The organism is Nitrospirillum amazonense, assembly GCF_007828045.1.
GTDB lineage: Bacteria > Pseudomonadota > Alphaproteobacteria > Azospirillales > Azospirillaceae > Nitrospirillum > Nitrospirillum amazonense_C.
Window position 1 is genome coordinate 151,851 of record NZ_VITN01000009.1, and the last position, 12,271, is coordinate 164,121.

At 68.6% G+C, this 12,271-nt stretch carries 10 protein-coding genes; all 10 read right to left on the reverse strand.

Annotated elements, in window-relative coordinates; all coding sequences use genetic code 11:
* Window positions 1–126 precede the first annotated feature (126 nt).
* On the reverse strand, window positions 127–2,649 hold the full coding sequence (gene gyrB / locus FBZ89_RS15940; RefSeq protein WP_145750940.1) for a DNA topoisomerase (ATP-hydrolyzing) subunit B: 2,523 nt from the start codon (window positions 2,647–2,649) through the stop codon (window positions 127–129).
* A gap of 102 nt (window positions 2,650–2,751) precedes the next feature.
* Window positions 2,752–3,990 (reverse strand): DNA replication/repair protein RecF, encoded by a 1,239-nt coding sequence (recF, locus tag FBZ89_RS15945; protein ID WP_145750941.1) that lies wholly within the window; start codon window positions 3,988–3,990, stop codon window positions 2,752–2,754.
* 53 nt (window positions 3,991–4,043) lie between these two features.
* Complete coding sequence (gene dnaN / locus FBZ89_RS15950; RefSeq protein ID WP_040846584.1) at window positions 4,044–5,168, reverse strand: DNA polymerase III subunit beta; 1,125 nt, start codon at window positions 5,166–5,168, stop codon at window positions 4,044–4,046.
* Window positions 5,169–5,359: 191 nt separating this feature from the next.
* On the reverse strand, window positions 5,360–6,409 hold the full coding sequence (locus FBZ89_RS15955; RefSeq protein ID WP_145750942.1) for a winged helix DNA-binding domain-containing protein: 1,050 nt from the start codon (window positions 6,407–6,409) through the stop codon (window positions 5,360–5,362).
* 161 nt (window positions 6,410–6,570) lie between these two features.
* Window positions 6,571–8,085 (reverse strand): chromosomal replication initiator protein DnaA, encoded by a 1,515-nt coding sequence (gene dnaA, locus FBZ89_RS15960; protein ID WP_145750943.1) that lies wholly within the window; start codon window positions 8,083–8,085, stop codon window positions 6,571–6,573.
* A 949-nt stretch (window positions 8,086–9,034) separates the two neighbouring features.
* Window positions 9,035–9,298 (reverse strand): 30S ribosomal protein S20, encoded by a 264-nt coding sequence (gene rpsT, locus FBZ89_RS15965; protein ID WP_040846579.1) that lies wholly within the window; start codon window positions 9,296–9,298, stop codon window positions 9,035–9,037.
* A gap of 263 nt (window positions 9,299–9,561) precedes the next feature.
* Window positions 9,562–9,939 (reverse strand): hypothetical protein, encoded by a 378-nt coding sequence (locus tag FBZ89_RS15970; protein ID WP_211115256.1) that lies wholly within the window; start codon window positions 9,937–9,939, stop codon window positions 9,562–9,564.
* Window positions 9,940–10,048: 109 nt separating this feature from the next.
* Window positions 10,049–10,906 carry a bifunctional DNA-formamidopyrimidine glycosylase/DNA-(apurinic or apyrimidinic site) lyase gene (gene mutM, locus FBZ89_RS15975; RefSeq protein WP_145750944.1) on the reverse strand — a complete coding sequence of 286 codons (858 nt, stop codon included), beginning with the start codon at window positions 10,904–10,906 and terminating at the stop codon, window positions 10,049–10,051.
* A 25-nt stretch (window positions 10,907–10,931) separates the two neighbouring features.
* Window positions 10,932–11,354, reverse strand: coding sequence for a DsrE family protein (locus FBZ89_RS15980; RefSeq protein WP_145750945.1), 423 nt, complete (start codon window positions 11,352–11,354; stop codon window positions 10,932–10,934).
* Window positions 11,351–12,205, reverse strand: a complete 855-nt coding sequence (locus tag FBZ89_RS15985) for a HesA/MoeB/ThiF family protein (RefSeq protein ID WP_145750946.1) — start codon at window positions 12,203–12,205, stop codon at window positions 11,351–11,353. Before FBZ89_RS15985 ends, FBZ89_RS15980 begins: the two co-directional genes overlap by 4 nt.
* Window positions 12,206–12,271 lie beyond the last annotated feature (66 nt).

The following is a 12,271-nucleotide window of genomic DNA, read 5'->3' on the forward strand; positions in this document are numbered from 1 at the left end:
CCGGGCTCCGGGAGAGGGGGTGACGACCTTCGGCGTGCCCTGACCCATAGCATGAGAAAAACCGCCGATTCTCACGCTATGGGTCAAAGATTCTCGTTTTATGGGTCAACTCACAAAGGCGAATACTTACACGTCCAGGTTCGCCACCTTCAGCGCGTTTTCCTGGATGAAGTCGCGGCGGGGTTCGACGATGTCGCCCATGAGGGTGGAGAACACCTCTTCCGCCTCGTCAACGTGGGTGACCTTGACCTGCAGCAGCGAGCGGATCTTGGGGTCCAGGGTGGTTTCCCACAGCTGGTCCGGGTTCATCTCGCCCAGGCCCTTATAGCGCTGGATGGCCAGGCCCTGGCGGCCCTGTTCCAGCACGGCGTCCATCAGGCCGGTGGGGCCGACGATGGTGCGGGTGGTGCGGCCGCGATAGGTCAGGGTGGCGGCGTCGGTGAAGACCGTCTTCAGGAAGTCGGCCATGGCGTCCAGGCGCCGCGCCTCCACACTCTTCAGCACGTCGGCATCCAGGATGTGGCGGTGGGTGACGCCGCGGCTGGTGCGGAACAGCATCAGGCCGCCCTCGCGCGCGCGCTCACCCTGCCAGGCGCCCACGCCCACGGTGGCGCCCTCGCCGGCATTGCCGGCCGCCTGCGCGGCCTGGGCCTCGATGCGGTTCAGGCGGTCCGCCACCACGCGGGCCAGCTCATCAGCGCGCGCGTCGTCGGTCAGCAGGGTCATGGACAGGGCGCCGGCCACGGCCGCCTGTTCCACCACGGACGCGTTGCCCACCTTGCGGGTCAGGGCCTGCAGCTGGTGGCGGGCGGAACGCGCCTGCTCCACCACGTCGCGCAGATCCCCGCCCAGGCGCTCGCTGCCGTCCGCGGCCTTGAGGGTCACGTCCTCCAGGCCCTGGCCGATCAGGTAATCGTCCAGCGCCCGGTCGTCCTTCAGGTAGCGTTCCTTGGCCGTGCCGCGCTTCACGCGGTACAGCGGCGGCTGGGCGATGTAGAGGTAGCCGCGCTCGACCAGCTCGGGCATCTGGCGATAGAAGAAGGTCAGCAGCAGGGTGCGGATGTGCGCGCCGTCCACGTCGGCGTCGGTCATGATGATGACCTTGTGATAGCGCGCCTTTTCCGCGTTGAACTCCTCCCGCCCGATGCCGGTGCCCAGCGCCGCGATCAGGGTGCCGATCTCGGCGGAGGACAGCATCTTGTCGAAGCGCGCGCGCTCCACGTTCAGGATCTTGCCGCGCAGGGGCAGGATGGCCTGGAACTGACGCGAGCGGCCCTGCTTGGCGGAGCCGCCGGCCGAGTCACCCTCGACCAGGAACAGTTCGCTCAAGGCCGGGTCCCGTTCCTGGCAGTCGGCCAGCTTGCCGGGCAGCGAGGCCATGTCCAGCGCGCCCTTGCGCCGGGTCAGCTCACGCGCCTTGCGCGCGGCCTCGCGGGCGGCGGCGGCCTCGACCACCTTGCCGATGATGCGCTTGGCGTCGCCCGGATGCTCCTCCAGCCACATCGCCAGGGCCTCGGCCACCACCGCCTCCACCACCGGGCGGACTTCGGAGGAGACCAGCTTGTCCTTGGTCTGGCTGGAGAACTTGGGGTCGGGCACCTTCACCGACAGCACGCAGGTCAGGCCTTCGCGCATGTCGTCGCCGGAGAGGTTCACCTTCTCCCTCTTCGCGATGCCGGACTCATTGGCGTAGTTGTTCAGCGTGCGGGTCAGCGCCGCGCGGAAGCCGGCCAGATGGGTGCCGCCGTCACGCTGCGGGATGTTGTTGGTGAAGCACAGCGTGCTCTCGTGATAGCTGTCGTTCCACTGCAGCGCCACTTCCACGCCGATGGTGCCGCCCAGGTCGCTCTGGCGCTCGGCGCGCAGCGCGATGCCCGGCTTGTGCAGCGGCGTCTTGGACCGGTCCAGCCACTGCACGAAGGCCTCCAGCCCGCCCTCGTAATGCAGCTCGCACGACTTGGGCTCCACGCCCCGGGCATCGGTCAGGAACAGGGTGACGCCGGAGTTCAGGAAGGCCAGCTCGCGCAGGCGATGTTCCAGCGTCTGGTAGTCGAACTCGGTCTTGGTGAAGGTGCCCTTGGACGGCAGGAAGGTGACCTCCGTGCCGGACAGGGGCCGACCGTCTTCCCTCAGCGGGGCGACGCCGGTGTTGGCCAGCGGCGCCTGGGCCTCACCATGGGCAAAGCGCATCTCCCACACCCGGCCCTGGCGCCAGATGCGCAGGTCCAGGATTTCCGACAGGGCGTTCACCACGGACACGCCCACGCCGTGCAGGCCGCCGGACACCTTGTAGCTGTTCTGGTCGAACTTACCGCCGGCGTGCAGCTGGGTCATGATGACCTCGGCCGCCGACACGCCCTCCTCCGCATGGATGTCCACGGGGATGCCGCGGCCGTCGTCGCGCACGGTGCACGAGCCGTCGGGATTCAGGATGACGTCCACCCGCGTGCAATAGCCGGCCAGCGCCTCGTCGATGGCGTTGTCCACGACCTCGTACACCATGTGGTGCAGGCCGGAACCATCGTCGGTGTCGCCGATGTACATGCCGGGACGCTTGCGCACCGCATCAAGGCCTTTCAGCACTTTGATGGAGCTGGCGCCATAATCCTCGGCGGCGGAGTCGGGGGTCGTCAGAGCTTCTTGTGCCATGAATACACTCTACCAGATATCGCGTCGCTCAGGGGCAAAACCGTCATAACCAAGGGGGATCGCAGCCCCCCATTCCGCGGACTCTCGAAAGCGCCAGGGGGCCTATCCGGCGCCCACCACCACGCCGCCGCCGGCGTCGTCCGGGACCGCCCGGACATGGGTGGCAGCGCCCCCCAGCTCGGCGAAGGTGGCGGCGTCGGTGCCCGTCATCCACGCCTGGGACCCCGTGGCCAGCACCTCCTGGAACAGGGCGGTGCGGCGCTCGGCGTCCAGGTGGGCGGCCACCTCGTCCAGCAGCAGCAGGGGCGGCGCCCCGCCCTCGGCCGCCATCAGCCGGGCGTTGGCCAGCACGATGGCGATCAGCAGGGCCTTCTGCTCGCCGGTGGAGCCCAGGTCCGCCGGCATGCCCTTGGCCAGATAGGTCACAGCCAAGTCGCTGCGGTGGGGCCCCACCGTGGTGGTGCCAGCGTGCGCGTCGATCCGCCGCGCCTCCGCCAGGGCCCGGCGCAGCGTGTCCTCCGCCTCCACCGCCGGCCGGTCGGCCAGCCAGCCGTCCAGGGTGCCGGTCAGCGCCAGGCCGGGCGCCGGAAAGGGACCCACGCCCCGGCGGCAGGCGGCGGCCAAGCGGGCGGTCACGTCGCGCCGGGCGGCGGCCACGGCGATGCCGTTGGTCGCCATCTGATCCTCCAGCACCGTCAGCCAGGACGGGTCGCCCCCCTCGCGCAGCAGGCGGATGCGGTCGCGCATGGCCTGTTCGAAGCGGCTGAGGTGGCCGGCATGCTCGGGATGGAAGCCGAACACCAGCCGGTCGAGGAAGCGGCGGCGGCCGGCGGCCCCCTCCACGAACAGGCGGTCCATCTGCGGCGTCAGCCAGACGCAGGAAACATATTGCGCCAGTGCCATCTGGCTTTTGGCCGGGCGGCCATCGATGTGCACCACGCGGCGCTCGCTGCCCGGCGCCCCAGCGGGGTCGCGGCCGGTGCCGATCTCCACCGCGCCCAGCGGCGTCTGCACCTCCGCCGCCACCGCCCAACCCGGCGTCTCCCAAGTTTCGCCCGGGGCCTGCAGCCGTTCCACATCCCCCAGCTTGGCACGGCGCAGGCCGCGACCGGGGGCGAGGAAGCTGACCGCCTCCAGCAGGTTGGTCTTGCCCGCGCCATTGGGGCCGGTCAGCGCCACCGGCCGCCGGTCCAGCGTCAGGCGGGCCTGGGCGTAGGAGCGGAAGCGGGTGACGGTCAGCCGCGTGACGGCCAGCGCCGCGAATGGCGCGGACGCCGCCCCCCCATGCTCATGAGGGGTGCCCTCCGGCTTCCCCGTCAGGGGCGGCTCTTCTGTGGACATGGCGCCCATATTGGCCAGCAACCGCTACCGCCGCCCCGGGGGACCCCAGGACCTCAAACGCGCATCGGCATGAGGACGTAGAGGGCCGAACCGTCGGCCACGTCGCGCACCACGGTGGGCGAGCCGGCGTCGGCCAGGGTGAAGCGCACGCCCTCACCCTCGATCTGCTGGGTGATGTCCAGCAGGTAGCGGCTGTTGAAGCCGATCTCGAGGGCGGTGTTGTCGTAGCTGACCTCGATCTCCTCCGTGGCGGAACCCGCCTCGGGGCTGGATGCCGACAGGGTCAGGATGCCGCGGTCCAGGCTGAGCTTCACCGCCCGGCTCTTCTCCGTGGAGATGGTGGCGACGCGGTCGACGGCGGCAGCGAACTGGCCGGCGTTGACCTCCATCACCTTGTCGTTACCCGTGGGGATGACGCGCTCATAGTCCGGGAAGGTGCCGTCGATCAGCTTGCTGGTGAGCACGATGCTGTCGAAGGCGAAGCGCACCTTGGTATCGGACAGTTGCACCTCGATGCGGTCGGCCGCCTCGTCCAGCAGCTTGCGCACCTCGATCACGGTCTTTCGCGGGATGATGACGCCGGGGATGCCGCCGGCGCCGTCGGGCAGGGCCATCTCCACCCGGGCCAGGCGGTGGCCGTCGGTGGCCACGGCGCGCAGCACGGGGATTTCGGCGGCGCCGGTCTTGGCCTTGGAGGCGTGCAGGTAGATGCCGTTGAGGTAGTAGCGCGTCTCCTCGGTGGAGATGGCGAACTTGGTCCGGTCCACCAGCATCTTCAGGTCGCTGGCCGACAGGCTGAAGCGGTGGCCCGTGTCGCCGCCGGCCATGACGGGGAAATCCTCCACCGGCAGGGCGCCCAGGCGAAACTGCGACCGGCCGGACCGCAGGGTCAGCGTGTCGGCGGTGAAGTCCAGTTCCACCTGGCTGCCATCCGGCAGCTTGCGGGCGATGTCGTACAGGGTGTGGGCGGGGGCCGTGGCGGAACCGGGACGCGCGATGTCGGCCGGCACGGATTCCACAATCTCCAGATCCATGTCGGTGGCGGTCAGCGCCAGCTCACCGTTTTCCGCCTTCAGCAGGACGTTGGACAGGATCGGAATGGTGTTCCGACGCTCCACCACGCTCTGAACATGACCGAGAGACCGGAGCAAAGCCGCGCGTTCGATGGTGATCTTCATGCCGTTCCGCTTGTGCTGACCCGTCGCCCCTGTGAGGCGCGGCGATTGTTTGCCTTGAATCCCCCAAGGCCCCCCCACAGGGCCTGGAAAAATGGGTGGTCACCATAGCACAAGCCCCGCGCGGCGACAGCGTTTTCGACCGATTCCAGAGGCATTCGGAAGGCCGAGTCGCCGCCTGTCCGAAAGGGGGATCATCCGCCCGCGTAGCGCACGTCCGGGCCGCCCGAAAGGTGGCGCAGACGGTCCAGGACGACCCGCCGTTCCGCCTTGGTGAGGCGGCCCAGCGGCGCCAGTTCCACCTCCCACACCGGCTGGCCTTTGGCGGCCAGGCGGCGATGGGTCCAGGTCGCCGCCACCCGCCCCTGGCGCAGCACCACAGCCGAGATCCAGCCGGCCTGGCGGTAGATGGCGGTACGATGCCTGTCGTCCACCACCTGGGCGGTGTCGGTGTGGGCCAGCAGCCAGGGATCGAACAGGGGCAGCACCGCCAGGTGACCGGCCGGCATCTCGGCGGCACGCGCCGCCGCCTCGTCCCGCGCCAGGATGTAAGCAGGACGGCCATCCACCTCCACCGCCAGCAGTTCGCCGGCCAGGTCCTGGAAGGCCTGGCGGCAGGGGCCGGCGGGGATACCGGCAAACTTGCGGAAGTCGGCCGGCGTTGCCGGACCATAGGCCGCCAGATAGCGGCGCAGGAAATTCGCCACGCCATACGCGCTGTCCGCCGGCACCGCGGGCGCCTGGCCCAGCCAGGCGGGCAGCCCCACGAAGGCGGCTTCGTTATCGTCGGGACGCGGGGCGCCGTGGCACAGATGGCCCAGGGCGCAGGCCAGCTTCAGTACCCCGCCCCAGCTGTGCTCCAGCCAGGGCTGGGCCCAGCCGCCCAGGTGCGGCACCAGGCGGCGGGACAGGTCCATGCGGCTGTGCGGCCCGTCGGCCAGCGCCTGGACCACGGCGTCGATCAGCACCGCCACCCGCTCGGGCGACAGGCCCTCGCGGCTGTACCACGCATGATACTCCGGCTGCTTCAGGCGGCGCAGGGCCAAGAGATCGCCCAGGTCGGCCGCAGGCACCAGGTGCAAGGTGGAGCGCTGGGCCCACAGCTTCACCAGGCTGCGGCTGTCATGGAGAGCCCCGGCCACCTCGGCGTCGTCCAGGGCGGCCGTGCGCGCCCGCAATTGCAGGATGGCGGCGGACTGCACCTGGGCCTGGGCACCCAGCAGCGTGCCGGCCGCCGTCAGCATGTCGGGCGCCGGGGCCAGCAGATGCTGACGGTCCAGGCGGAAGGCCAGCGCCTGGGGCAGTGAGATCGCCAGGGGGGAGGTCAGGGCAATGTCCCGATCAGGCAGAAGAACGGATCAGGTACATTAGGACGGGGCCTGACTGTTCCGTCAAGCCACCCTCTTCACCCTTCCAGCATGCGCCGCAGCAGTTCCACGTCCTCGGAGAAGGTCGGGTCGGTGGCGCACAGCTCTTCCACCTTGCGCACGGCGTGCATCACGGTGGTGTGGTCGCGGTCGCCGAACTTGCGGCCGATCTCGGGCAGGGAGCGGGCGGTCAGTTGCTTGGACAGATACATCGCCACCTGGCGCGGGCGGGCGACGGCGCGGGCGCGGCGGGCGGAGCTCATATCCGCCAGACGGATGTTGTAATGCTCCGCCACCTTTTTCTGGATTTCCTCGATGGTCACCCGGCGGTTGCTGGCGCGCAGCAGGTCGTGCAGCACTTCCTGGCTGCTTTCCAGGGTGATGGCGCGGCCCACCAGCTCGGCATGCGCCACGATGCGGTTCAGGGCGCCTTCCAGCTCACGCACGTTGGACGTGATCTTGTGGGCCAGGAACTCCAGCACCTTCTGCGGAATCTGCACCCGCATCTGCTCGCCCTTGGACTGCAGGATGCCCAGGCGCAGCTCGTACGTCGTCGGGTGGATGTCGGCCACCAGCCCCCAGCCGAGGCGGGAGCGCAGGCGCTCCTCCATGCCTTCCAGGTCGGAGGGGCTCTTGTCGGCGGAGATGATGACCTGGCGGTTCTGGTCCACCAGGGCGTTGAAGGTGTGGAAGAATTCTTCCTGGGTGCTGTCCTTGCCACTGATGAACTGCACGTCGTCGATCATCAGCACATCGACGGAGCGGAACTGCTCCTTGAACGCCATGGTGTCCTTGTACCGAAGCGCCCGGATGAACTGGTACATGAACTTTTCCGCCGACAGGTAGATCACCCGGCGGGCGGGGTCCTTCTTGCGGATGTGCCAGGCGATGGCGTGCATCAGGTGGGTCTTGCCCAGGCCCACGCCGCCGTAAAGGAACAGCGGGTTGAAGGTGACGGCGTTGGCGTCGGCCACGCGGCGGGCGGCGGCGAACGCCAGCTCGTTGGGCTTGCCCACCACGAAATTCTCGAAGGTGAAGCGCGGGTCCAGCAGGGCCGAGACGTCGTCGCGCTCCTCACCCAGGCCGTTGCCGGCGATGAAGGCCGGTAGGGCCGGCGCCTCGGCCACCCCGTTCAGACCGCCATGCAGGCCACCGTTGAGGGACGCGGGCGCCTGGACCTCGTCATATGTGGGCAGATGATCGATACCGGTTTCCGCCAGCGGCCCGGCATCGACGATGGCGTTGGCGGCGCGCGGGCCGGTGGTCAGGGCACCGCCGAGCGAGGCGTCGTTGCGCGGAGGGGCCACGACGATTTCCACGGACTGGACGCCGGGATTCTCCCCTGTCCACAGGGCGCGGATGCGATCGGCGTAGTGGGTGCGGATCCAGTCGCGCATGAAGCGCGTGGGCACGACGATGCGCACCTGGCCGCCGATGAAATCCTCAACGGTCAGCGGCTTCAGCCAGCTGCGATACGCGGTTTCACCCACCTCGTCCTTCAGGCGCCCGCTGATGCGCGCCCATTGCTGATCCAGAGATGCCTGAACCGACATTCCCGCTTCGCTCCTGCCCCAACGCCTTCCGGACCCGGAAATCAATAAGACGACACCGGCCAACGACAGCCGGCCTGACAACCGGATCAAATCGGACCGGAACCTTATGCCGGAAAAGCCCGGTTCCCCCATGAGACAGGTCATCCCGGGATGCATCACCCCGGCAGGCGCCTCATGAAGGCCGGAGGTCCGGGCGACGAGCCTGGAGCCGAACGAAGGCATGGGAGCCGGCCGGACAGCCGGCGCGACGGATGATGATGGACAAAGGCGGAGGACCACCCAAGGTCCCGCCCTTTCCAACGCCGCCCTAACCCCGCTTCGTCAGCCCCTGTCGTCGGCCCTGTCCCGGCTGGTTCCGTGACCGCCTTTCCTCCCACCGGAACGTTTGCCGGCACCGGGTTTGAGGCATCGCCCCGCCCTGTCCGGCGCCATTCCGCTGAAATATTAGGCAGACCAAAACCTACACACGCAAACAAAACCGCGCACCTTACGGGATTCGTTTTAAAGAATCTCCCGTAGACGCATGATCTTCTTCAAAGATTCAGAAATCTACCAACGCCAGAATGATGTAGAGCGCCAAGCGTCAGCATCAATGTACATCTGCCATCGGTCTGCGCGGGCGTTTCCGCCGCTTGATTACTTCATCGAGGAGAACGACCCCGCACATCCGCAGATGCTAGTCGGGCCGTCCGGGACTCGCAATAGGCTCGAAAAGGGAACAAGCAAAAAAGACCGAATGATGCTCGCACCCGCCGCCCGCCACCGGCCCTTCGGACTATTCTGGAAGAATAGGTGAGGATGAACGCAGTAACGACGGGCGGACAAGGAAAAGGCCGCGCCCCCGCCGGTGTCCGGCAGGACGCGGCCTCATCCAATCCACGGTCAAGAGCTGGAACCCCGCCCCATGCGCCGGGCCCCGAGGGCCCGCGCGATCGGCGCGGCCGGCGTATCAGCCCAGAGCGTTGATGCGGAGAGACAGACGGGAAATCTTGCGGGACACCGTGTTGCGGTGCATCACGCCCTTGGAGACACCACGCATCATTTCCGGCTGGGCCAGCTTGAACGCCTCGGCGGCGGCGGCCTTGTCGCCGGCTTCCAGGGCCAGCTCAACCTTCTTCACGAAGGTGCGGATACGGGACACGCGGGCCCGGTTCACTTCGGTACGGACTTCCGTCTGACGGATGCGCTTTTCAGCGGACTTATGATTAGCCATGACAAACCCTTTTCGAACACGACCCTTGCCGTGGAAGGCCGGGCTTATACCCCCTCCCCACGAAACCGTCAAGCGGCACGGCCCTAAAAACCGCGCCAGACTAGACCAAAATCCGGCGAGCATGCCCTTGCTTTGGACATCCCCGCCCCCCGGATTCAACGAGTCTAAAACCAGATATGGGCGATTCTGTCGCCGACACCCAAGATCATGGGTCTTTTACTTTAAACACGCCCTTTCCCTTGCGAAGCACTTCAGAAATGGGTCTACTGCGGCCGCAGAATGAAGCGCACCATGGTTTCGGCCCGGCCGCCCACGCCGTCGCGGGTCGCCGTGATCTCCAGCCTTTCCCCCTCACGGGCCCAGTGGCCGTTGCCGGCGGGGTGCCAGCCCAGCTGCGGCAGGGTCTGGGCGTAGAAGGCGGTGATGGCGGCGGCGTTGACGTCGCCCTGGGCTGCCGACTCGACGATGCGGCCCTCTGGCTGATCGAAGACCACCGCCGCGTTGGCCGGCGCCGTCAGCCCCGGCATCAGGGGCAAATCCTCCACCCCCGGCACGAACCCCGGCTCCACCGGTCCGGCGCCGCCCGGCCCGGCGGCCAGCAGCAGGGGGATGGAAACGGCAACGGCAAGGGCAAGGCGCATTCAGGGCTCACGCGGGGGACCAGGGGCGGCCAGGAGGGGCCGGTAAGGTTCGCTAGAGCCATAAGGTGAAGCATGCCGGGCCGCCCATCAACGGCCAAGGCCGCATGCGTCAGCGCTGCCGCCGTGCGCAGAAGAAGCTGGACCGGCCAGCCTGCACCAGCCGCCGCACGCCGCCCGTGCGGGCCACGTCGCAGTCGCAACCGGGGCAGGCCTCCCCCTCCCGTCCATAAACGGCGAAGGAGTGCTGGAAGTAGCCCAACTCGCCATCCGACTGGACGTAATCGCGCAGGGAGGATCCGCCGGCCGCGATGGCCTCGGTCAGCACGTCGCGGATGGCCGGCACCAGCCGCTGGGCGTCCTTGCCCGCCACGCTGGCGGCCGACCGTTCCGGGCTGATACCGGAACGGAACAGCGCCTCGCAGACATAGATGTTGCCCAGGCCGGCCACCACGCGCTGGTCCAGCAGCGCCGCCTTGATGGGCGTCATCTTGCCGGCCAGGCGCGCGGACAGCGTATCCGCGTCGAATTCGTTGCCCAGGGGCTCCGGCCCCAGCTTGGCCAGCAGGGGGTGGCTGTCCACCTGCCCGTCCGCGATCAGGTCCATAAGGCCGAAGCGGCGGGGATCGTTGAAGGTGACGACGGCACCGTCGTCCGTTTCCATGACCACATGGTCGTGCGCCCCGGGCGCGCCAGCCGGCCCCCGGCTGACCACCATGCTGCCCGACATGCCCAGGTGGATGAGCAGGGTATCATCCCCGGAGCCAGAAACCGGGTCGAGGCGCACCAGCACATACTTGGCCCGGCGGCCGATGCCGGCCACGCGCCGGCCCGTCAGGCGCTGGACGAAGCCGGGCGGGAAGGGCGTGCGCAGGTTGGGGCGGTGCTGGGCCACGCGCACCAGCGTGCGGCCCTCCATCTTCAGGGCCAGGCCCCGGGCCACGGTTTCGACCTCGGGCAATTCAGGCATGGGGGGCGCTCTCAGGCTGGGCGGATCACAGGTGGATAAGATGGGCGCCCGGCGGGGTCGCCTGCAACAGCGTCACCACACCCGCGGTTTCCACCGTCACATCGGGACGCAGGGCCGGCTTGTCCAGCCCCAGCACGCGCCAGCCCATCTCACAGGCCATGACGCGCACCCCCAGGGGGTCCAGCGACTCAGCCAGCTCCGCCAGGGTGGCAACGTTGGTTTCCCTGAACCGCCGCTCACGCTCGACGGCGGTACTGCCGTCGTCCGCCGGGTCCAGGCCGGTCCAGCCGTCGTCCGCCAGCAACAGGTGCAGGGCGCGACCGGTGACGAACAGCAGGGTGGGGCGGCCGATGGCCGCCGCCGCCGTGGCCATGACCAGGGCGTAATGCACCCGGTCGAAGCCGCCGGAGTGCAGGACGATGGAAAGCCCCGGTTGAGTGGCCGTCATGCCGTCTCTTCCCCCGACCCCTTTTCACCGGGCAGGGCGGTGATGGTGGCCTCGCCCGGCAGGGCGGTGATGATGGGATGGCTGCCGCACAGGGGGCAGTCGGGGTCGGGCTTCACCCGCACGGTGCGGAAGGAGGCACCCAGGCTGTCATAGAGCATGAGGCGGCCGGACAGGCTGTCGCCGATGCCCAGCAGCTCCTTCAGCACCTCCAGCGCCTGCAAGGACCCCACGGTGCCGGCCAGGGCGCCCAGCACCCCGGCCTCGGAACAAGAGGGCACCAGGCCCGGCGGCGGCGGTTCGGGGAAGACGCAGCGGTAGCAGGGGTGGGGATGGCCCTCGTGGGCCTTACCCAGATACGCTTTGAACGTGGAGATTTGGCCGTCGAAGCGCAGCATGGCGGCCGACACCAGGGTACGGCGCTCGAAATAGCAGGCGTCGTTCAGCAGGAAGCGGGTGGCGAAATTGTCCGACCCGTCGGCCACGATGTCATAGGCCCGGATCAGGTCCCGGACATTGTGGGGGCCCAGGCGCATCTTGTGCACCTCCACCGCCACGTCGGGGTTGATGGCGCGCAGGCGCGCGGCGGCGCTGTCCACCTTGGCCAGGCCCAACGAGGCCATGTCGTGCACCACCTGGCGCTGCAGGTTGGACAGGTCGACCGTGTCGTCATCGACGATGCCGATGCGTCCCACCCCGGCCGCCGCCAGGTACAGCAGCAGGGGGGCGCCCAGGCCGCCGGCGCCCACCACCAGGACGGAACTGGCCAGCAGCCTGGCCTGCCCCTCCCCGCCCACCTCCTTCAGGATGATGTGGCGGGAGTAGCGCTCGATCTGTGAGTCATTAAAGTCCATATGTTTGCCTCAGGCGCCGGCGGCGCATCCGCGCCTTGGCTGTCCTCGCATTCCAGTCCGCTGACG